The organism is Ruegeria sp. BC6, assembly GCF_056539185.1.
In genome coordinates this window covers 283,775-304,874 of the sequence record NZ_JBQFUM010000001.1, presented here as the reverse complement: position 1 = coordinate 304,874, position 21,100 = coordinate 283,775, and the positions used below count along the sequence as shown (strand labels likewise).

17 protein-coding genes are annotated in these 21,100 nt (G+C 60.7%); 12 read left to right on the top strand and 5 right to left on the bottom strand.

Annotated elements, in window-relative coordinates:
* Positions 1–2: 2 nt before the first annotated feature.
* Positions 3–1,589: a BCCT family transporter gene (locus ACR0MM_RS01435; RefSeq protein WP_170419163.1), complete on the bottom strand. Its 1,587-nt coding sequence runs from the start codon at positions 1,587–1,589 to the stop codon at positions 3–5.
* A gap of 206 nt (positions 1,590–1,795) precedes the next feature.
* Positions 1,796–2,548 carry a UMP kinase gene (gene pyrH, locus ACR0MM_RS01430; protein ID WP_170338945.1) on the bottom strand — a complete coding sequence of 251 codons (753 nt, stop codon included), beginning with the start codon at positions 2,546–2,548 and terminating at the stop codon, positions 1,796–1,798.
* Between the two features lie 98 nt (positions 2,549–2,646).
* Here pyrH and miaA point away from each other — a divergent pair, with 98 nt between their 5' ends.
* The 5 genes from miaA to ACR0MM_RS01405 all read left to right on the top strand — a co-directional run bounded on the left by miaA (position 2,647) and on the right by ACR0MM_RS01405 (position 10,397).
* Complete coding sequence (gene miaA, locus ACR0MM_RS01425; protein ID WP_480694014.1) at positions 2,647–3,543, top strand: tRNA (adenosine(37)-N6)-dimethylallyltransferase MiaA; 897 nt, start codon at positions 2,647–2,649, stop codon at positions 3,541–3,543.
* A 340-nt stretch (positions 3,544–3,883) separates the two neighbouring features.
* Positions 3,884–5,554: an ABC transporter substrate-binding protein gene (locus ACR0MM_RS01420; RefSeq protein ID WP_170338949.1), complete on the top strand. Its 1,671-nt coding sequence runs from the start codon at positions 3,884–3,886 to the stop codon at positions 5,552–5,554.
* Positions 5,555–5,691: 137 nt separating this feature from the next.
* Positions 5,692–6,738 carry an ABC transporter permease gene (locus ACR0MM_RS01415; RefSeq protein WP_170339518.1) on the top strand — a complete coding sequence of 349 codons (1,047 nt, stop codon included), beginning with the start codon at positions 5,692–5,694 and terminating at the stop codon, positions 6,736–6,738.
* Between the two features lie 13 nt (positions 6,739–6,751).
* Complete coding sequence (locus ACR0MM_RS01410) at positions 6,752–8,215, top strand: ABC transporter permease (RefSeq protein WP_170366979.1); 1,464 nt, start codon at positions 6,752–6,754, stop codon at positions 8,213–8,215.
* Positions 8,216–8,309: 94 nt separating this feature from the next.
* The gene (locus tag ACR0MM_RS01405) at positions 8,310–10,397 is read left to right on the top strand and encodes a dipeptide ABC transporter ATP-binding protein (protein WP_480694012.1); all 2,088 of its coding nucleotides are present in this window, start codon (positions 8,310–8,312) and stop codon (positions 10,395–10,397) included.
* 51 nt (positions 10,398–10,448) lie between these two features.
* On the opposite strand, the gene ACR0MM_RS01400 is transcribed toward ACR0MM_RS01405, so the two are convergent.
* Positions 10,449–11,027, bottom strand: a complete 579-nt coding sequence (locus tag ACR0MM_RS01400; RefSeq protein ID WP_093961864.1) for a lytic transglycosylase domain-containing protein — start codon at positions 11,025–11,027, stop codon at positions 10,449–10,451.
* A 204-nt stretch (positions 11,028–11,231) separates the two neighbouring features.
* On the opposite strand from ACR0MM_RS01400, the gene ssb reads away from it, so the two are divergent.
* On the top strand, positions 11,232–11,705 hold the full coding sequence (gene ssb / locus ACR0MM_RS01395) for a single-stranded DNA-binding protein (protein ID WP_170339526.1): 474 nt from the start codon (positions 11,232–11,234) through the stop codon (positions 11,703–11,705).
* An 18-nt stretch (positions 11,706–11,723) separates the two neighbouring features.
* Entirely contained in the window at positions 11,724–12,794 is a 1,071-nt protein-coding gene (locus ACR0MM_RS01390; RefSeq protein WP_170538380.1) for a site-2 protease family protein, read from the top strand.
* 9 nt (positions 12,795–12,803) lie between these two features.
* Here ACR0MM_RS01390 and aroB read toward each other — a convergent pair whose 3' ends face one another.
* The gene (gene aroB / locus ACR0MM_RS01385) at positions 12,804–13,916 is read right to left on the bottom strand and encodes a 3-dehydroquinate synthase (protein ID WP_480694010.1); all 1,113 of its coding nucleotides are present in this window, start codon (positions 13,914–13,916) and stop codon (positions 12,804–12,806) included.
* Positions 13,917–14,504: a shikimate kinase gene (locus tag ACR0MM_RS01380; RefSeq protein ID WP_170461954.1), complete on the bottom strand. Its 588-nt coding sequence runs from the start codon at positions 14,502–14,504 to the stop codon at positions 13,917–13,919.
* 79 nt (positions 14,505–14,583) lie between these two features.
* Between ACR0MM_RS01380 and ACR0MM_RS01375 the strand changes: the two genes are divergently transcribed.
* The 5 genes from ACR0MM_RS01375 (at position 14,584) to ACR0MM_RS01355 (ending at position 21,091) form a co-directional block, all read left to right on the top strand.
* A complete protein-coding gene (locus tag ACR0MM_RS01375; protein WP_170338962.1) occupies positions 14,584–14,733 on the top strand; it encodes a hypothetical protein in 150 nt (49 codons plus the stop codon).
* Positions 14,723–16,249: a hypothetical protein gene (locus tag ACR0MM_RS01370; RefSeq protein ID WP_480694008.1), complete on the top strand. Its 1,527-nt coding sequence runs from the start codon at positions 14,723–14,725 to the stop codon at positions 16,247–16,249. Before ACR0MM_RS01375 ends, ACR0MM_RS01370 begins: the two co-directional genes overlap by 11 nt.
* A complete protein-coding gene (locus ACR0MM_RS01365; RefSeq protein WP_480694006.1) occupies positions 16,246–17,202 on the top strand; it encodes a site-specific tyrosine recombinase XerD in 957 nt (318 codons plus the stop codon). Before ACR0MM_RS01370 ends, ACR0MM_RS01365 begins: the two co-directional genes overlap by 4 nt.
* Positions 17,203–17,271: 69 nt before the next feature.
* Positions 17,272–18,579, top strand: a complete 1,308-nt coding sequence (locus ACR0MM_RS01360) for an HlyC/CorC family transporter (RefSeq protein WP_170371196.1) — start codon at positions 17,272–17,274, stop codon at positions 18,577–18,579.
* Positions 18,580–18,673: 94 nt separating this feature from the next.
* Positions 18,674–21,091 carry a GcvT family protein gene (locus tag ACR0MM_RS01355; RefSeq protein WP_480694004.1) on the top strand — a complete coding sequence of 806 codons (2,418 nt, stop codon included), beginning with the start codon at positions 18,674–18,676 and terminating at the stop codon, positions 21,089–21,091.
* Positions 21,092–21,100: the final 9 nt, after the last annotated feature.

The following is a 21,100-nucleotide window of genomic DNA, read 5'->3' as shown; positions in this document are numbered from 1 at the left end:
GTTCAGTTGCGTCGGCGTTCGTTCACCAGACCGATGAAGATGGACACGCACATCAAGACCAGCACGATCGCAAAGGGAAAGCCGGTGGCAATGGCCGCGGCCTGCAATGCGCCGAGCCCACCGCCCAGCAGCAGTACGACCGCGATGGCCCCTTCCAGCACGCACCAAAATACGCGCTGAGCCGTCGGAGCATCGGTCTTGCCGCCTGCCGTGATGGTGTCGATCACCAGCGAACCAGAATCCGAGCTTGTGACGAAGAACACAACCACCAGAACGATACCGACGAACGACAGCAGTCCAGCCATCGGGAAAGCCTCGAACATCTTGAACATCTTCAGTTCCAGCGCCGCATCGGACAGAGCCTGCCCATTGCCGGACATGACCTGATCCAGAGCAGCTCCGCCGAAAACGCTCATCCATAGGGCGCCGACAAGCGTCGGGATAAGGATGACACAGGTCACGAACTCGCGGATCGTTCGGCCGCGCGAGATACGTGCGATGAACATGCCGACGAACGGTGACCAGGAGATCCACCAAGCCCAGTAGAAGGTGGTCCAGCCCTGCATGAAGTTCGTGTCTTCGCGACCGATCCAATTGGACAGGCCCGGCAGCGCAACGACATATTCGATCATGCTGTCGAAGAACCCGGTCAGGATCACCATGGTCGGCCCCACGATCAGGACCAGCAACAAAAGCAGCGCCGCCAGCACCATGTTGGCCTCGGACAGGCGTTTGACCCCCTTGTCCAGTCCGGCGATCACCGAAATCAGGGCGAAGACCGTGATCAAGCCGATCAACAGCACTTTCATCCCGTCCGTCACCGGAACATCAAACAGATAATTCAAACCCGCCAGCGCCTGTGTCGCCCCCAGGCCGAGCGAGGTCGCCAGACCGAAGATGGTCGCAAAGACCGCAAGCACATCGATGACATGCCCCAGCGGACCCCAAGTGGCCTCGCCGAACAGCGGGTAAAAGACCGAGCGCATCGTCAGGGGCAGCCCGCGATTGAAGCTGAAAAATGCCAAGGCCAGCGCAACGACCGCATAGATCGCCCAGGGGTGCATGCCCCAATGAAAGATCGTGGCTGCCATCGCCAGCTTCCGCGATGCGTCGGGATCCTCGAGCCCGGCGCCCAACGGTGCCCAGTCGGTGCGCAGGCCGTCCTCTCCCACGGCGACACCGCCAAGTGATGCGCCATAGTGCGAGATCGGCTCGGCCACGCCCCAGAAAACAAGCCCGATCCCCATGCCAGCGGCGAACAGCATCGAGAACCAACCCGCATAGCTGTAGTCCGGTTTCGCATCGTCGCCGCCCAACCTGATCTTGCCCAGCGGCGTCACGATCAATAGCAACGAAAACACAACGAAGATGTTGGCCGAAAGCATGAATACCCAGTCGAACTGGTTGGTCAGCGCGGGGCGCAACCAGCCGAAGAAGTCGGCAGCCTGCTCGCGGAAAACCAACGAAAAGAAGACGAAGGCGATGATGGTCAGGCCAGACACGGCAAATACCGGGTTATGAATATCCAGCCCCATGATCTGGATATTGTCCTGGCCGACCTCGTAGTCGGCATCTGAATTGTCGGACATTCTCTCTCCTCTCATTTTAATGCGCTTTTGATCGGGGAAAGATCGTTTTTTCGGTCAGCCGCCAGAGACTTTCCGGCGGGCAAAAGCGACACGCATACCGGTCACACCGAGCATTTTCAGCAGACCGGACGGCGTAGCGTTACCTAACGTCCGAACCGAGTCGGGCGCCAGGCAAACTAATGTGGGCTGTTGGGTCGGGTCTTTGGCTAGCCTTGAACCTTGGTATAGGTCCCCTCGCCTGCCAGGATTCCGCGGAACCCGCCGGGCTCGTCCAGTCCGAATACGATCAGCGGCAGATTGTTGTCGCGCGCCAGAGCGATAGCCGAAGCATCCATGACCTTCAAACGCTTGGCGAGAACGTCGTCATAGGTCACCGAGTCATAGCGGACAGCGTCCGAATGTGCCTTGGGGTCCTTGTCGTAGACGCCGTCGACCCCGTTCTTGCCCATGAAGATGGCCTCGCAGGTCATTTCGTTGGCACGCAACGTCGCTGCGGTATCTGTGGTGAAGTACGGGTTGCCGGTTCCAGCCGCAAAGATGCAAACCCGTTTCTTTTCCAAGTGGCGCACAGCGCGGCGGCGAATATAGGGCTCGCACACCTCGTCCATGCGGATGGCCGAAATCACCCGGGTGAAGACGCCCAGGCCCTCAAGCGCGGATTGCATGGCCAGCGCGTTCATCACGGTCGCCAACATGCCCATGTAGTCGGCCGTGGTCCGTTCCATCCCTTGGGCCGAACCGGACAGGCCGCGAAAGATATTCCCTCCGCCGATGACCATGCAGATCTCGACCCCAAGATCATGCACCGACTTCACTTCCTGCGCGATGCGCTGGACAGTCGGCGGATGCAGCCCGAATCCCTGATCCCCCATCAGCGCCTCGCCCGAGATTTTCAACATGACGCGTTTGTACGTTGTCTTTGGGGTTTCGGCGGTTGTGTTGGTGGAAGAAAGGCTCATCTTGCGCTCCGGGCTGGCACGGGTTTGTTTTCCGGCGCAAAATGAAGCAAAACCACCGCGGGTTCAATGCGGATGGTCAAGGAACAGGGCAAACACTCATGGCTGAAAACACAGCGCGCAATTTGCTGAACAGTCTGCCGCCCATCCCCGACGATCTGCCGGTCCTCATCATGGGGCCGACCGCATCGGGCAAATCAGCCCTTGCACTGGAGATTGCCGAACACTCGGGCGGGATCATCGTCAATGCGGATGCCAGCCAGGTTTATAACTGCTGGCGCATCATTTCCGCCCGACCCTCGATCGACGAAGAGGCTCGGGCTCCACATGCTCTCTATGGCCATGTCGCTTTTGATCAAGACTATTCGGCCGGCCACTGGCTGCGCGAGGTGCGGACTTATTTGTCAGGGCCGCTGCGTCCGATCATCGTGGGCGGAACAGGTCTCTACTTTTCGACGCTGACGGAAGGTATGGCAGACATCCCGGCAACGCCGCCCGAGTTGCGCAAGACTGCGGACGCAATTCCCCTGCCCGAGCTTCTGGCCGGGATTGATCCAAGGACACGGGACCGGATCGACACGCGCAACCGCGCCCGTGTGCAACGGGCCTGGGAGGTCGAGCAAGCCACCGGCCGGACCCTGGCGGATTGGCAGGACGACACGCCGCCACCGCTGCTGCCCCTGGATCAAGCGTTTCCGATCGTCGTGACGCCCGAGCGAGACTGGCTGATCACGCGCATCAATTTGCGCTTTGACCAGATGTTGCAGGCAGGTGCCCTGGACGAAGTTGCGGCGATGCGCGACAGGTACGACCCAAACCTGCCCTCGTGCAAGGCCATCGGAGTACCTGAGTTGATGGCCCACATCGAGGGGCGAATGACCTCGGCGGACGCCCGCGAAAGAGCAACGATTGCGACACGCCAGTACGCCAAACGCCAGCGCACGTGGTGCCGTGCCCGGATGAAGCAATGGCATAACGTCGATCCGAGCCAAGGCTGAGTGAATCACTGACATCGCGCCAAAACTTGGTCCGAAGTCTTTTATTTTCAGTCACATAAGGGGTTTTCGGCCGAAACCCTTCGGAAAAGGGAATCACAAGTTCCAGAATCAGACTTGCCGATACCAGCCCCGGCGGCCACGGCTCAGGTTTCTCTGCAAATGTCGTTTTTGTGCACTTGATGACGATTTCGAACATTGACCTAAATTGGAATCTGGTGCCGAATGAACCCATGGGGATGCACAGAATTCAAAAAACCACATCCAAAATGACCTTGCTCGGCGCTGCCTGGCTTCGACGGGGACCAACAAATACCCATAATAATCTCACAGGGAGACATCCATGAAAACCAAGACATTGACCGGAGCACCGATGCACTGGGCTGCCGAAATGCACGCCCAGGAATATCGGGACGGCAAGCTGAGCCGCCGCGAGTTTCTGACGCGCACGACCAGCCTTGGTGTCACTGCCGCGGCCGCCTACGGCATGGTCGGCCTGACCGCACCCGCCAAGGCGGCGGGCGAAGACGCCAAGAAAGAAGGTGGCACCCTGCGCGTTCAGCAGGAAGTTCGCGCGCTGAAGGATCCGCGCACCTATGACTGGTCGCAGATCGCCAACGTCACCCGAGGCACGCTGGAATACCTGGTCGAGTACAACTCGGACGGCACATTCCGCGGCATGCTGCTGGAGGGCTGGGAAGTCAACGACGATGCGACCGTCTACACGCTGAAGGTCCGTCAGGGCGTCAAGTGGAACAACGGTGACGATTTCACCGCCGAAGACGTGGCACGCAACATCGCGCGCTGGTGCGACAAGAGCTCGGAAACGAACTCGATGGCAGGCCGTTTTGCCACGCTGGTCGACGCAGATACCGGCCAGGCAATCGAAGGCGCGATCGAGGTTGTGGACTCGCACACCGTCAAGCTGAACCTGCCGAACTCGGACATCTCGTTGATCCCGGGCATGGCAGACTATCCGGCCGCGATCATCCACAGCTCGTTCAGCGAAACGGACCTGACAAACAACGTGGGCACCGGCCCCTACCTGATCGAAGAGCTGGAAGTGGGTGTGAAAGCCGCGCTTGTTCGCAACGAAAACCACACTTGGTGGGGCGAAGCCGTATTCGGTCGTCCGGCCCTGGATCGCATTGAGTACATCGACTACGGCACCGATCCGTCGGCATGGCTGGCGGCTCTTGAATCGGACGAAGTCGACATGCTGTATGAATCGGTTGGTGAATTCATCGACGTGATGGACAGCCTGGGCTACGTGAAGTCCGAGGTTGTCACGATGAACACCATCGTGGTCCGCCCGAACCAGCTTGCGGAAGTGGACGGCAAGAAGGTCTATGCCGACAAACGCGTGCGTCAGGCGCTGCAGATGGCCGTGGACAACTCGGTCTGCCTCGAGCTTGGCTACGGAGGTCGCGGCTCGCCTGCAGAAAACCACCACGTCGGCCCGATCCACCCGGATTACTACGAACTGCCGCCGCAGAAAGTTGACCCGGAAGGCGCGCGCAAGCTGATGGAAGAGGCCGGTATGGCCGATTTCGAGCACGAGCTGATCTCGATCGACGATGACTGGCGCCGCAACACCACCGATGCCGTGGCAGCCCAGCTGCGCGACGCGGGCATCAAGGTCAAGCGGACGGTTCTGCCGGGCAACACGTTCTGGAACGACTGGGCGAAATACCCCTACAGCTCGACCAACTGGAACCACCGTCCGTTGGGCGTTCAGATCTGGGCACTGGCCTACCGCACCGGCGAGGCCTGGAACGAGTTCGGCTGGTCCAATGCCGAGTTTGATGCCCTGCTGACCGAAGCTCTGGCCATTGCCGATGCCGACAAGCGCCGCGAAATCGTGGCCAAGGGCGAAGCAATGATCCAGGAGGAAGGTGTCACCATCCAGCCCTATTGGCGGTCGCTGTACCGTCACATGAAGGACGGTCTGGTCGGAACCGACATGCATGTGTCGTTCGAACACCATCACTACAAATGGGGTTGGGCGGCCTGATCCCGACCTGAACCTTTCAAGGGGCGCCCGAATGCGGGCGCCCCTTTCCAGCCGCAGACACACCGACGCGGGGTCGGACGTCCGAGGCCAGAAAATGGTCCACTGATCTGCGGAGAACCCGAACAACAGGGGCCAACATGGGACTCTTCATCCTTCGACGATTGGGCGTGATGCTGCTGACGGCGCTGTGCCTGACCTTCGTGGTCTTCTTCCTGACCAACCTCTATCCAAACCTGGAAAAGCTGGCCAAGACGCAGGGCAACCAGCGTATGTCCGATGAGCAGGTCGTCACTTGGCTTGAGAACCGCGGATACATGCAGCCCACGCTGGTCAAATACGGTCAATGGCTGGGGGTGGTGCCCGGTTTCACCAACACGCTACCGGATGGTCAGTTCGTGGGAAGTTGCACTCGTCCCGGCTCTACTCCGGAAACGACACCGCGCTATTGCGGCATTCTTCAGGGCGACTGGGGCTATTCCACCGTCTTCAAGGACGAGGTCGGAACGATCGTCAGCAAGCGGCTGGGCAACACCGGCTACCTGATGTTCTGGGTGCTGGTGCTGATGATCCCGACCGCCCTATTGGTTGGCGTGCTGGCCGGCATGCGCGAGGGGTCTGCGTTGGACCGGTCCCTGTCCACGTTTTCGATCATCACGACGGCCACGCCGGAATACGTGTCGGGCGTGATCTTCATCGCTATCTTCACCTCGTCAACCGTGGGTCTGAAATGGTTCAAGGGCACGGCCACACAGGCCATGGAAAACCCGACTTTCGAGAATTTCTTCCTGCCGGTCCTGACCATTGCCCTGTACGGCATGGGCTACATTGCACGGATGACCCGAGCCTCGATGACCGAGGTGATGACCGCGCAATACATCCGGACCGCGCGCCTGAAGGGTGTGTCCTTCGGGAATATCGTTCTGAAGCACGCCCTGCGCAACGCGCTGATCGCGCCCTTCACCGTCATCATGCTGCAGTTCCCTTGGTTGCTGAACGGCGTCGTGATCGTCGAGACCCTGTTCAACTACAAGGGTTTCGGTTGGGCACTGGTGCAGGCTGCGGGGAACAACGACATCCAGCTTCTGCTGGCGATCTCGGTCGTGTCGGTCTTCGTGGTGCTCGTGACGCAGCTGATCTCGGATATCGGCTATGTCTACCTCAACCCGCGCATCCGCATTTCATAAGGGAGGATAGACCATGGAACCTCTGAGCTGGACTGGCTCTATCGCCTTTCTGAACCCGATCATGATGATCGCCCTTGCTGCGCTGGTCGTATCCGTCGTTGTCTGGATCCTGGCGAGCATTCTGCTGCCCGAGACGCAAGTCAGCGTGAATGCGGATGGCACCGTCAGTTCGGGCGGCGGCCTCAGGAACCTGACGCAATCCGCGCTGTGGTATTCTTTCCTGGCCAGCATCGCGACGGTGGTCGCCTACCTGCTTCTGGGAATTTTCCTGGGCACAGGGGCCGGGATTATCGGCGCGATCTCGCAGCAGTTTCTACCGGTCTGGCTGTCGCTGATCATTCTTTTCGCGATGTCGGTTGCCTTCAAACGGCGCCTTGGCCTGTACGGCAAGCTGTTCGACAGCCCGATCGGCATGATCGGTTTTGGACTGGTCATGTTCTGGGTTTTCACCGGCATCTTCGGGGCTTTGGACCTTATCGTGACACATGATCCGTTGGTCCAGGTTTCCGGCATGAAGAACAAGGTGCCCGGCACCCCCCTGCCCAATGCCGAGGACGGTGAGTTCGCCTGGTACCTGCTGGGCGGCGACAACCTTGCCCGCGACGTATTCAGCCGCATGGTCAAGGGGGCGTGGATCGTCGTACAGATTGCTCCGCTGGCCACGATGTTTGCCTTCATGGTCGGGATCACGCTGGGCTTGCCCGCCGGGTATTATGGCGGGCGGCTGGACACGTTTCTGTCGTTCCTCGCCAATCTGATCCTGGCGTTCCCGGTCATCCTGCTGTTCTACCTGCTGGTCACACCGGAAATCGTCGCGACCGGCGTGCCGAACTATATGGCCGCAGTCCTGTTCGTGTTCCCGATCCTCTTCATCGGTGTCCTTCTGAATTCGCGCTACTACACCCGGCCGAAATTCCGTACGCCGCTGCTGATCGGCGTCTTGGGTATCGCGATCTGGCTGTACCTGTCGCTGATCTCGACCGGGGGATACGTCATCCGCACGGACGACTACAGCATCTGGGGTCTGCCGACCTATCTGGATCTGTTCGACATTCCTGGCGGCATCCTGGTCGTGTTCGTTTCGGTTGTCTTCGTCAACTCGCCCACGGTGTTCCGCATCGTGCGCGGCCTGGCCATGGACATCAAGACACGCGATTACGTGGCCGCGGCGCAGACGCGCGGCGAAGGCCCCTGGTACATCATGCTTTGGGAAATCCTGCCCAACGCCCGCGGGCCGCTGATCGTCGATTTCTGCCTGCGCATCGGCTACACGACCATCCTCTTGGGGACCTTGGGGTTCTTTGGACTGGGCCTGCCGCCGGAAAGCCCGGATTGGGGGTCCACGATCAACGAAGGACGCAAGCTGCTGTCGATCTACCTGCACCCTGCACTGCCGCCGGCACTGGCGCTGTTGTCACTGGTTCTGGGATTGAACCTGCTGGCGGATGGCCTGCGAGAAGAAAGCCTGAAGGACTGATGTGAAAGCGGCCGGGGGACTGCCCCCGGCCCCCACCAGGATATTTTTAGCCAGATGAAGGGGATCCCCCGAGTGCTGGCGAGGAGCAAGCAAGATGAACAAACTGGCGGATTATGACGGGCCGATCCTCGAAATCGACAAGCTCTCGATTTCGTTCTTTACCCGCTTGCGGGAAATACCGGCCGTGATGGATTTTTCGGTCAGTGTGCAGCCCGGCGAGGCTGTCGGGCTGGTCGGTGAATCCGGCTGCGGCAAGTCGACGGTCGCCTTGGGTGTCATGCAGGACCTTGGCAAGAATGGTCGGATCGTTGGCGGCTCGATCAAATTCAAGGGCCGTGACCTTAGCGAGATGAGCAAGGAAGAACTTCGGGATATTCGCGGCAATGAGATCGCGATGATCTATCAAGAGCCGATGGCTTCTTTGAACCCGGCGATGAAGATCGGCAAACAGCTGATGGAAGTGCCGATGATCCACGAAGGGGTCAGCAAAGAAGAGGCCTATGCCCGTGCTCTGGAAGTGGTGACGGATGTGCGCCTGCCGGACCCCGAGCGGATGCTGAACAGCTTTCCGCATCAGCTGTCCGGTGGCCAGCAGCAGCGCATCGTGATCGCGATGGCCCTGATGTCCAAGCCGTCCCTTCTGATCCTGGACGAACCGACAACCGCGCTGGACGTGACGGTCGAGGCCGCCGTGGTGGAACTGGTCAAGGATCTGGGCAAGAAATACGGCACCTCGATGCTGTTCATTTCGCACAATCTGGGCCTGGTGCTAGAAACATGTGACCGCTTGTGCGTGATGTATTCCGGCGAGGCGGTCGAACGGGGCTCGATCCACGATGTCTTTGACGAGATGCAGCACCCCTACACCCAGGCGCTGTTTCGCTCGATCCCCCTGCCCGGCGCGGACAAGAATTCACGCCCGCTGGTTGCAATCCCCGGCAACTTCCCGTTACCGCACGAACGCCCACCCGGCTGCAATTTCGGCCCGCGATGCGACTATTTCGAAGAGGGGCGCTGTGACGCGCAGGACATTCAGATGTTCCCGGTCCCCGGCAATGACCGCCACCATACGCGCTGCTTGAAGTTCCAGGAAATCGACTGGAACGCGCCCATCACGGTTGCAGAGCAAAAAGAAAAAGCGCCGATCGGCAAGACCGTTCTGAAAATGGACAACCTCAAGAAATACTACGAGGTGGCCGCAAACGCTCTGTTCGGTGGGGGCGAAAAGAAAGTGGTCAAGGCCAACGAAACCCTCAGCTTCGACGCACATGAATCGGAAACGCTGGCGATCGTTGGCGAGTCCGGCTGCGGCAAATCCACGTTTGCCAAGGTCCTCATGGGATTGGAGACGGCGACCGACGGACAGATCCTGCTGGACAACCGCAATATCGAGCATCTGCCGATCGAAGAACGGGATGCCAAAACCGTCGGCGAAGTCCAAATGGTGTTCCAGAACCCATTCGATACGCTGAACCCGTCGATGACGGTCGGACGTCAGATCATCCGCGCGCTGGAAATCTTCGGCGTCGGAAACTCGGAAGCCGAACGCAAGCAACGGATGCTCGAGTTGCTGGACCTGGTGAAGCTTCCGCGCGCGTTTGCCGACCGTATGCCGCGCCAACTGTCAGGCGGCCAGAAACAGCGCGTCGGGATAGCCCGTGCCTTTGCCGGGGACGCCCGGATCGTCGTCGCGGACGAGCCGGTCTCGGCATTGGATGTGTCGGTGCAGGCAGCCGTGACCGATCTGTTGATGGAGATCCAGCGCGAACACAAGACCACACTGCTGTTCATCAGCCACGACCTGTCGATCGTGCGCTACCTCAGCGACCGCGTCATGGTGATGTATCTGGGCCACGTGGTCGAACTGGGCACGACCGATCAAGTCTTCTCGCCGCCCTATCACCCCTATACCGAGGCGCTGCTGAGCGCGGTTCCAATCGCCGATACTTCGGTCGAAAAGAAACACATCGTCCTTGAGGGCGATATTCCTTCGGCGATGAACCCGCCGCCCGGATGTCCGTTCCAAACCCGGTGCCGGTGGAAGTCCGTGGTTGCGGGCGGATTGTGCGAAAAAGAGGTTCCGCCGGTCCAGACGCTGGCTGACGGACACCAGGTCAAGTGTCATCTGTCCACCGAAACACTGGCGAAGATGGAGCCGGTTATCAAAATAGCGGCTGAGTGATCGCCCAAAGAAAAACCGGCCTTGGGCCGGTTTTTTTGAGCAGCTATTGTATCAGCCGCCCCAGATGACTTTGACGTAATTCTGCGTCTCGGCATAGGGCGGCACGCCCCCATGCTTTTCCACCGCTTGCGGGCCGGCGTTGTAAGCTGCCAGCGCGAGGCGCCAGGACTTGAATTTGCGGTATTGCCACGAAAGATACCGCGCACCGCCTTCAAGGTTTTGCTTCGGGTCATGCGGGTTCACGTTCAGCAGCCTGGCGGTTTGGGGCATCAGCTGCGCGAGGCCCAAAGCGCCCTTGTGCGACTTGGCGTGAGGGTTCCAACCGCTTTCCTGTTGAACCAGACGCAGGAACAGTTCTTCCGGGACGTTGTGCTTGCGCGCTGCCTGGCGCGCCATGGCAAGGTATTCACCACGGTACTTGCCGGAATAGCGCTTTTTGAAACTGCCGTCCGGCGTCTTCGGTTTCAGCCGTTCAGAGTCGCGATACTGGCTGGCGGCCCGCGTGTCCAATATCTTGGCCTGCTTCAAAAAGATATCTTTGCGATTCTTGGTCGACAGCACATCTGCGCTCAGCGGCGTCGACGCCAGAACGAGGCATGCAATTGAAAAACCACTTAACAGACAACGCATTCAAGCAATCCCGCTCGTTCAGCAATCATTCGGATTATAGGTATTTCAGGCAGAAATGAAAGCTTGGTTAAGGAAACACTGATTTTCCGGGTGGCATTCCGGGCATCAACCGTGTTCCAACCCGGGCGCAGGACGTATAGGGTTTCAGGTGAACTCAGCGTCAGATTCGGGCGCCATCAAACTAGTCAAAAAACGGGGAAATCCATGGCAGGTTCAGTCAACAAAGTCATTCTGGTCGGCAATCTCGGGCGTGATCCCGAAGTGCGGTCGTTTCAGAACGGTGGCAAGGTCTGCAACCTACGGATCGCGACCTCGGAGAACTGGAAGGACCGAAATACCGGTGAACGCCGCGAACGGACCGAGTGGCACACAGTCGCTATTTTTTCCGAACCGCTCGTCCGCATCGCCGAGCAGTATTTGCGCAAAGGGTCAAAGGTCTACATCGAAGGCCAACTGGAAACGCGCAAGTGGCAGGATCAGTCCGGTCAGGATCGCTATTCCACCGAAGTCGTTCTGCGCCCTTACCGCGGTGAACTGACCCTGTTGGACAGTCGCAACGAGGGCGGCGGATACGGTGGCGGCCAGGACAGCGGCGGATACTCCGAGCCCTACGCCGCACAGTCCAGCGCACCGGCACCGGCATCAGGCGGCATCGACGACGACGAAATCCCGTTCTAAGCTCCAGCGAGGCTCGTCATGACATGGTCCTTCGCCGTCGGCCGATTGCTCGGATCGGAACTGAGGGTCCATGTCACCTTCTTCCTGCTGCTGGCCTGGGTCGGCTTTGCCGCCTACTCTGACGGTGGGTGGCCAGCAGCCATCGACAACATCGTGTTTGTTCTGGCGTTGTTTGCCTGCGTGGTTGCCCATGAGTTCGGTCATGCGCTGATGGCCCGCAGGTATGGCATTCGCACTCCTGACATCACTCTGCTGCCCATCGGAGGCTTGGCCCGCCTGGAGAGGATGCCGGAAAAGCCGATGCAAGAAGTTGCCGTTGCATTGGCTGGTCCAGCGGTCAACGTCGTCATCTGGGGCATCCTGGTCCTTCTGGGCGCGGGAATGCAGGTTGAAACGCTGGCGCAAATTGACTCGACCCGCGTCGACCTGCTGAGCCGGCTGGCCTACGTCAATCTGTTCCTCGCGGTATTCAACCTGATCCCAGCATTTCCGATGGACGGCGGCCGCGTGTTCCGAGCCCTGCTCTGCCTGAAGATGGACAGAGTAAAAGCCACACGGGCCGCCGCCTTTGCTGGCCAGGCCGTGGCCGTCGGGTTCGGGTTTCTGGGGCTCAGCACCGGTAATCCGATCCTGGTTCTGATCGCGGTTTTCGTCTTCATCGCGGCAAATGCAGAAAGTCAGGATGTAGCAATGCGCTCGGTGGCGCGCCGCGTGCTGGCTCGCGACGCGATGATTACCGAATTCCACGCACTGACCCCCCAAGACACCTTGGCAACGGCGGCCCAGGCCGTGATCCAGACAACGCAGCATGAGTTTCCGGTTTTGGGCGCAGACGGGCAGCTGTTGGGCTTCGTGACCCGCAATCGGCTGTTTGCCGCGCTAGCCGGCGATCACCCCCGGTCGGAACCCGCGACCTCGGTCATGGAAGAGCAAATCCCCCGGGTGGCCCTGACCAGTGGGCTCGAAGCCGTTCTGGATGGTCTCCATGGTGGCGCACCGGCCGTGGCGGTCTGCACCAAGACCGGTCAGATGGTCGGATACATCACCCGCGAAAACATTGGCGAATTGATGGTGATACGGGGACGCTGACTCCGCTTATCAGCACGTTGCCAAGGCATCCTGCAGCACGGACAGAACGGCATCGCGTGGCACGTCCGACGTGACGAAGGCCTGCCCGATCCCACGCGCCAGGATAAAGCGCAGCTGGCCGTCAACGACCTTCTTGTCCTGAGCCATAAGGTCGACCAGATCTTCGGCGCCCGGCAGATCTCCGGGAATGTCAGACAGCTCGGTCTTCATGCCCATCGCCTTCAGGTGCGCGCGGACGCGGCTCGGGTCTTCCTGGGAACACAGCCCGATGCGGGCCGACAGCTCGAACGCCAGGGCACAGCCGATTGCAACACCCTCGCCATGCAGCAGCCGGTCGGAATAGCCCGTCGCCGCCTCAAGCGCGTGGCAGAACGTATGCCCGAGGTTCAACAGCGCCCGGTCGCCTTGCTCGGTCTCGTCGCGGGCCACGATGTCGGCCTTCATCTGAACCGAACGGGTGACGGCCTGAACCCGGGTCGCCATGTCCCCGGCCGACAGCGCGGGGCCGTTGCGCTCCAACCATTCGAAGAAATCGGCATCCCCCAGAAGGCCGTATTTTACGACTTCACCGTATCCCGCCAGAAAATCACGCGCCGTCAGCGTGCCAAGCACTGAGGTATCAGCCAGAACCAACGACGGTTGATGAAACGCACCGATCAGGTTTTTGCCTTGCGGAGCATTGATACCGGTTTTGCCTCCCACGGAACTGTCGACCTGCGCCAGAAGCGAGGTTGGGATCTGCACAAAGCGCACACCGCGACGCAGCACTGCGGCGGCAAAGCCTCCCAGATCTCCGATTACTCCACCGCCGAAGGCTACGACGATATCGCGCCGTTCGATCTTTTCGGCCAGCAGCCATTCGACGGCGCGCTCGAAATGCGGCCAGCTTTTGGTCGCCTCACCTGCGGGCAGAGCCAATGCGGTCATTTCCACCCCGGCGGACGCCAGGCCGCTGCGCAAAGCATCCAAATGCAAACCGGCCACGGTTTCATCGGTCAGAACCGCTACACGCGGACGGTGCAGCATGGGTTTGATCCGCGCACCGGCCTGAGCCAACAGGTCCGGCCCGATTTCCACGTCATAGGACCGCTCGGCCAGATCAACGTTAACTGTCTGATGCATCTATTTGACTTCCAATACATCCGGGCGCGTCATCAGCTTTTCCAGAACCCGGTCAACCATATCCTCGATCGCGGTGTCGCCGTCCGAATTCACCACCAGATCGGCCTGTGCGTACAACGGCACGCGGGCCTCGTACAGGTCACGCAGCGTTGCATACGGATCAGGCGTACGCAGCAAGGGTCGCGTGTCTTTGTGGCGCACCCGGTTCCACAACACTTCTAGATCGGCGCACAGCCATACGGAAACCCCACGGTCCGAAATCATCGTCCGGTTTTCTTCGCTCAGAAAAGCGCCACCGCCGGTCGACAGGATACCCTTTTTCTCGTCCAGCAGGCGACCGATGACCTGGCTTTCTTTGGCGCGGAAGAACGGCTCGCCGTCCCGTTCAAAGATCTCGGGGATGGTCATGTTGGCAGCCGATTCGATCTCGCTGTCACTGTCGAGGAATGGAACACCAAGGCGCGCGGCCAGAGCGCGCCCCACGGCCGTCTTGCCAGCGCCCATCATGCCGACCAAAACCACCGTTTTGTGCAGGTCAAAGACCTGCCGTTGTCCGGCCGGCGCCACGTTATGCTTAATTTCGCTCATTTCCCTGTGAATGACGTGATCTTGGGAAAAATGCCAGTTATAACTTGGCCAAAATCGAAAATTGAGGCAGCGTTGAGCCATGGGCCGTCTGATCAAATTCCTGTTGTACCTAATTTGCCTGCTTTTCATCGGCTTGGTGGCCTATGCGTATCTTGGCCCATTCTTCGGCGCCGACTTCTCGGCCCCGCAAAGCGAAATCAGCGAACCGGTAATTCTGGATGTCAACTAGGGCCGTCGTGCTGGCGCTTGCACTGACCGGCCAAGCCGCCGCACAAACCGAACAGCCGCTATCCGCGATCGACTGGCTGGAGACGGCCCCTGACCTGTTGCCGGGGACCGTATTGCTCGAGCCGCCGGTTACCGATACCGGCCTGCAGCCCGACATCCAGGTGTCTCCGCTCGAGGCGCTGTCGCCGCCGTTGGGATTGGTGGATGGGTCCGCGACCGGGCTGCCGGTTGATCTGTGGCTGCCCAGCGATCCGGCCCGGCTGGCCGAACTCATGGCGCGCGTGCCGGTCAAATCGAACCCGGCCATGCAGCGGCTGTTGTTCACACTTTTGCTGACCGAGGCCCGAGCGCCGGCGAATTCCAATGAGCCAGACGAGCTCCTTCTGGCGCGACTGGATCGCCTGATGCAGCTGGGTGCCGCCGATCCGACGCAATCCTTGGTGCAACTTGCAGGCCCCACCGATACGCCTGAGCGGTTCAAACGATGGTTTGACGCAACTCTGTTGACCGGCGACGAAGACCGCAGCTGCACTGCGCTGATCGCGCAACCGCATTTGTCGCGGGATTATTCCGCGCAGGTCTTCTGCAAGGCTCGCAGAGGTGACTGGGCTTCGGCCGCACTGACACTCGAAGCGGCGCATGCGCTCGAATTACTGCCGCCCGAGCAACTCGATCTGCTGGATCGCTTCCTAAGCCCAGAGATGTTCGAAGGCGCCGCCTATTTGCCGCAGCCCGAAGACCCTGACCCTCTGACGTTTCGCCTGTTCGAAGCGATCGGCGAGCGACTTCCGACCGCCTCGTTGCCGCGGGCCTTTGCCAATGCCGACCTGCGCGATGTTGCCGGTTGGAAGGCCCAGATCGAAGCGGCCGAGCGCTTGACCCGCATCGGCGCGCTTACGCCGAACCATCTGCTGGGCCTTTATACCGAGCGCGCGCCTGCGGCTTCGGGCGCGGTCTGGGATCGCGTCTCGGCAGTTCAGCGTTTCGAAACGGCGCTGGAGACCGGAAGCCCCGAGGCAATATCCAAGACCCTGCCGAAAGTCTGGGCAGAAATGGGGTCGGTCGGGCTCGAAGTGCCCTTTGCCGAACTGTTCGCCGAGCGCCTGATGCCGATCAAGCTGTCCGACCCGACCACCGAGAATCTGCGCTGGCGCATCCTGCTGTTGTCCGAGTTGTACGAGGATGCCGCACGATCTGTCCCCGACGGACCCGAGGCCAATGCCTTTCTGGCTGCTTTGGCATCGGGCCAACCCGAGCGTTCGAACTCGCTCTCACCGATGGCTGACGCCATCGCCGAAGGGTTTGCATGGTCGGCGCCGATCCCGTCCGATATCCGCGCGATGTTGGAAGCAAACCGTCTGGGTGAGGCAATTCTTGAGGCCATGCAGATGTTCGCGCATGGCGCGCGCGGCAATCTGGTTGACTTGACTGCGGCCATCGCGGTGTTCCGACATGTCGGCCTGGAAGACACGGCGCGCCGCGCGGCCTTGCAGTTGCTTGTTCTGAAGGGGGCATGACAGTGTCCGCTCCGGCGACACAAGACTTGTGGATTTCCGCGTTTCTCGAGGCGCAGGCCGCAGAACTTGGGGCGGCAACCAACACTTTGCTGGCCTATGGGCGGGACCTGAAGGACTTTGCCGCGTGGCTCATTCGGCGAAATGCCGGGTTCGAGGCCGCCGACCAAAGTATAATCGAGGCCTACTTGATTGACTGTGACGCACAAGGCCTTTCGCGCGCGACCCGCGCCCGCCGCCTCTCTGCCATCAAGCAATTGTACCGTTTCGCGTTTGAAGAAGGCTGGCGTTCGACCAATCCGGCCATCCAGATCAAAGGCCCGGGACGCCAGAAAAGACTGCCCAAGACGCTGGACGTGGCAGAAGTCGACCGCCTGCTTGAGGCCGCCAGGCAAACAGGGCGAAGTACGGCAGACAAGGTGCGCAACACCTGCCTGATGGAAATTCTGTATGCGACCGGGATGCGTGTGACCGAGCTTGTTTCCCTGCCGGTATCATCCGCCCGGGGCGACCCACGCATGCTGCTGGTTCTCGGCAAAGGCGGAAAAGAGCGCATGGTGCCCTTGTCACCGCCTGCGCGCGATGCTTTGGCGGCATGGCTGACGATCCGGGACGAAGCCGAAGATGCAGCCGCCGCCAACGGAGGCCAGCGGTCCCGGTTCCTGTTTCCTTCGCGCGGAAAATCAGGGCACCTGACCCGACACCGGTTCTTTGCACTGATAAAGGAACTGGCCGTGCAAGGTGGTGTATCTCCTGACAAAGTCACGCCACACACGCTGCGCCATGCCTTTGCGACGCATCTTTTGGCCAATGGGGCCGATTTGCGTTCGATCCAGACCCTACTTGGTCACGCCGACGTCGCGACGACCGAAATATACACGCATGTCCTGGACGAGCGCCTGTCGGAGCTTGTGTTGCAGCATCACCCGCTTGCCAAAGATGACGGTCGAGACTAGGGCCAAACCCTTGATCGCGCGCATCTGCGCCCCCATAACCATTGCATCAACAATACCTGAAACGGACCGATGGACTCTGACCCTTCTCTTCTCGATGGCGCCTTCTGGCTGACTACGGCCTCAATTCTGCTTCTGCTGGTACTCTCCGGCTTCTTCTCGGGGTCTGAAACAGCGCTGACGGCGTCTTCGCGGGGTAAACTGCGGGCGCAAGCCGACAAAGGATCGCGCGGCGCGCAAAAGGCGCTGGAGATCACTGACGACAACGAACGTCTGATCGGCTCGGTTCTGCTGGGCAACAACCTCGTCAACATCCTTGCAGCCTCGCTGGCCACGGCTTTGTTCACCCGACTTTTCGGAGAAAGCGGCGTGGCACTGGCCACCTTGGTCATGACCCTGCTTGTTCTGGTCTTTGCTGAGGTACTGCCCAAAACCTACGCGATTACCAATGCCGAAAAGGCCGCAGCAGCAGTCGCCCCGGTGATCGGTGTTGTCGTTACTGTGTTTTCGCCGGTGGTGGCTGCCGTACGCCTGCTGGTGCGCGGGGTCCTCCGCCTGTTCGGGGTTCAGATCGACCCCGACAGCAACATCCTTGCCGTGCGCGAAGAGATCGCCGGCGCTCTGCAACTGGGCCATTCCGAGGGGGTCGTCGAAAAAGAGGACCGCGACCGCATCCTGGGCGCGCTTGACCTCGGCGACCGCACGGTCGAGGAAATCATGCTGCATCGCTCGAATATCGAGATGATCGACGCCGATGCCGACCCCGAAGCGATTTTGAAACAATGCCTCGAAAGCCGTCACACGCGCCTGCCGGTGTTCCGTGGCCAGCCCGAAAACATAGTGGGCGTCGTGCACGCCAAGGATCTGTTCCGCGCCATGTACGCAAAGGCGGGCGGTAGCGATGGCGGGGCGGAAAGACTGAAGTCATTTGACATCCTTAAGGTAGCAAATGACCCCTATTTCGTACCGGAGACCACCACGCTGGACGATCAGATGCGGGAGTTCCTGCGAATGCACAGCCATTTTGCGCTGGTGGTAGATGAGTACGGGTCGTTGCGCGGGTTGATCACGCTCGAGGACATTCTCGAAGAAATCGTAGGCGAGATTGCCGACGAATTCGACGTGGACGAAGATGTGACGGTTACGCGAACCGAAGATGGTCAGTATCTGGTTGAAGGCTCGATGACCATCCGCGACCTGAACCGTGCGATGGACTGGTCCCTGCCCGATGACGAGGCCAACACCATTGCCGGGCTGGTCATCCACGAAGCGCAGATGATCCCGACCGTTGGTCAGGTGTTCTCGTTCCACGGATTCCGGTTCGAGGTCGTCGAGCGCGAGGGCAACCGGATCACCTGGTTGAAGGTGCGGCCGCTCTGACGGACGGCCGGCGGAAACGACAAACTCGGTCGTTTTCGTGACAGATACCGGCGCGGCACCCCTGCACCTTCGGGCCAGACGCAAGGAGGTGCGGATGAAAACCACGTGTCAGGTTGCCGTGATCGGCGGTGGAGTTGTCGGGTGTTCGGTGCTGTATCACCTGACCAAGCTGGGCTGGTCGGATGTGATGCTGCTGGAACGGTCGGAACTGACCAGCGGATCGACCTGGCACGCGGCGGGCGGGTTCCACACGCTGAACGGCGACACCAACATGGCCGCGCTGCAGGGCTATACCATCCGGCTTTACAAGGAGTTGGAAGAGATCACCGGCATGTCCTGCGGGCTGCACCATGTGGGCGGCATCACGCTAGCCGACAACCAGGACCGGTTCGACATGCTGCTGGCCGAACGCGCCAAGCATCGCTTCATGGGGCTGGAGACCGAAATCGTCGGCCCCGACGAGATCAAAAAGATCGCCCCCGTCACCAACACCGACGGCATCATCGGCGCGCTCTATGACCCTCTGGACGGGCACCTCGACCCCTCGGGCACGACCCACGCCTATGCCAAGGCCGCGCGGATGGGCGGCGCCACGATCGAGACCCACTGCATGGTGCGTGAAACCAACCAGCGCCCCGACGGCACTTGGGACGTGGTCACCGACAAGGGCACGATCCATGCCGAGCATATCGTCAACGCCGGCGGCCTCTGGGCGCGCGAGGTGGGCGCGATGGCGGGCATCTACTTCCCTCTGCACCCGATGGAACACCAATACCTGGTCACCGATACCATCCCCGAAATCGAGGCGATCATCGACGCGGGCGGCGAGCATCCGCACGTCATGGACCCGGCCGGGGAAAGCTATCTGCGGCAAGAAGGGCGCGGGCTCTGTATCGGCTTCTACGAACAGCCCTGCAAACCCTGGGCCGTGGACGGCACACCGTGGGAGTTCGGGCACGAGCTGCTGCCCGACGATTTCGACAAGATCACCGACTCGATCGAGTTCGCCTATCGCCGCTTCCCGGTACTGGCCGAAGCGGGCGTGAAATCGGTGATCCACGGCCCCTTCACCTTTGCCCCCGACGGCAACCCGCTGGTCGGGCCGGTGCCGGGTGTGCGCAACTACTGGTCGGCCTGCGGCGTGATGGCCGGGTTCAGCCAGGGCGGCGGGGTCGGCCTGACGCTGGCGCAATGGATGATCGAGGGCGAGCCCGAGCGCGACGTCTTCGCCATGGACGTGGCCCGGTTCGGCGACTGGATCACCCCCGGCTACACCCGCCCCAAGGTGGTCGAGAACTATCAGAAGCGCTTCAGCGTCGCCTACCCCAACGAGGAACTGCCCGCCGCGCGGCCCAACCGCACCACGCCGATGTATGACATCTTCAGCGATCTGGGTGCGGTCTGGGGCCAGCAATATGGGCTCGAGGTTCCGAACTATTTTGCGCAGGAGGGCGAGCCGGGCTATGAAACCCCGTCCTTCCGCCGCTCGGACGCCTTCGAGGCAACGGGCCGCGAAGTGCGCGCCGTGCGCGAAGGCGTCGGCATCAACGAGGTCCACAATTTCGGCAAATACCTCGTGAAAGGCCCCCGCGCCCGCGACTGGCTGGATCGGATCATGGCCGGGCGCATTCCCAAGCCGCGCCGCCTGTCGCTGACCCCGATGCTGTCGCCCAAGGGCAAGCTGATCGGGGATTTCACCGTGTCCTGCCTGGGCGAGGAAGAGTTCCAGCTTACCGCCTCCTACGGCGCACAAAACTTCCACATGCGCTGGTTCCGGCAGCATCCGGAAGACGGCGCAACCGTTGAAAACATCTCTGACCGCCGCAACGGCTTCCAGATCGCAGGCCCCAAGGCACGCGAGGTTCTGGCCGCCTGCACACGCGCCGATGTCAGCGACATGCACTTCATGGACGTGCGCCGGATGGTCGTCGGCATGACCGACTGCATCGTGCAGCGGGTCAGCTATACCGGCGATCTGGGGTTCGAGATTTACTGCGATCCGATGGCGCAGCGCCAACTCTGGTGGACCCTGTGGCAGGCTGGGCAACCGCACGGCATCACGCCCTTCGGCATGCGCGCGATGATGAGCCTGCGGCTCGACAAGTTCTTCGGCTCGTGGATGCGCGAGTTCTCGCCCGACTACACAGCCGCTGAAACCGGGCTGGACCGCTTCATCTCGTTCTCCAAGAACGTCGATTTCATCGGGCGCGCTGTCGCCGAGGCCGAGCGGGCTGAAGGAACAGCCCGCAAGCTTGTGGCCTTTGAGGTCGAGGCCGAAGACGCGGATGTGAACGCCTACGAGCCCATCTGGCATGATGGCGCGGTCGTTGGGTTTTGTACATCCGGTGGGTATTCGCATTTCGCAAAGAAATCAGTCGCCATGGGCTTCCTGCCAACGGGACTGGCGGCCGACGGCTTGGCAGTTGAAATCGAAATTCTGGGCCAGATGCGCAAGGCGCGCGTGCTGACCAGTCCACTATTTGACCCCGACGGTGCGCGTATGCGGGGGTGACAGCCGTTG

Bases quoted from the DNA above. Each gene is read 5' to 3' on its own strand.
- ACR0MM_RS01435 (WP_170419163.1), bottom strand. From the start codon at position 1,589: ATGTCCGACAATTCAGATGCCGACTACGAGGTCGGCCAGGACAATATC.
- pyrH (WP_170338945.1), bottom strand. From the start codon at position 2,548: ATGAGCCTTTCTTCCACCAACACAACCGCCGAAACCCCAAAGACAACG.
- miaA (WP_480694014.1), top strand. From the start codon at position 2,647: ATGGCTGAAAACACAGCGCGCAATTTGCTGAACAGTCTGCCGCCCATC.
- ACR0MM_RS01420 (WP_170338949.1), top strand. From the start codon at position 3,884: ATGAAAACCAAGACATTGACCGGAGCACCGATGCACTGGGCTGCCGAA.
- ACR0MM_RS01415 (WP_170339518.1), top strand. From the start codon at position 5,692: ATGGGACTCTTCATCCTTCGACGATTGGGCGTGATGCTGCTGACGGCG.
- ACR0MM_RS01410 (WP_170366979.1), top strand. From the start codon at position 6,752: ATGGAACCTCTGAGCTGGACTGGCTCTATCGCCTTTCTGAACCCGATC.
- ACR0MM_RS01405 (WP_480694012.1), top strand. From the start codon at position 8,310: ATGAACAAACTGGCGGATTATGACGGGCCGATCCTCGAAATCGACAAG.
- ACR0MM_RS01400 (WP_093961864.1), bottom strand. From the start codon at position 11,027: ATGCGTTGTCTGTTAAGTGGTTTTTCAATTGCATGCCTCGTTCTGGCG.
- ssb (WP_170339526.1), top strand. From the start codon at position 11,232: ATGGCAGGTTCAGTCAACAAAGTCATTCTGGTCGGCAATCTCGGGCGT.
- ACR0MM_RS01390 (WP_170538380.1), top strand. From the start codon at position 11,724: ATGACATGGTCCTTCGCCGTCGGCCGATTGCTCGGATCGGAACTGAGG.
- aroB (WP_480694010.1), bottom strand. From the start codon at position 13,916: ATGCATCAGACAGTTAACGTTGATCTGGCCGAGCGGTCCTATGACGTG.
- ACR0MM_RS01380 (WP_170461954.1), bottom strand. From the start codon at position 14,504: ATGAGCGAAATTAAGCATAACGTGGCGCCGGCCGGACAACGGCAGGTC.
- ACR0MM_RS01375 (WP_170338962.1), top strand. From the start codon at position 14,584: ATGGGCCGTCTGATCAAATTCCTGTTGTACCTAATTTGCCTGCTTTTC.
- ACR0MM_RS01370 (WP_480694008.1), top strand. From the start codon at position 14,723: ATGTCAACTAGGGCCGTCGTGCTGGCGCTTGCACTGACCGGCCAAGCC.
- ACR0MM_RS01365 (WP_480694006.1), top strand. From the start codon at position 16,246: ATGACAGTGTCCGCTCCGGCGACACAAGACTTGTGGATTTCCGCGTTT.
- ACR0MM_RS01360 (WP_170371196.1), top strand. From the start codon at position 17,272: ATGGACTCTGACCCTTCTCTTCTCGATGGCGCCTTCTGGCTGACTACG.
- ACR0MM_RS01355 (WP_480694004.1), top strand. From the start codon at position 18,674: ATGAAAACCACGTGTCAGGTTGCCGTGATCGGCGGTGGAGTTGTCGGG.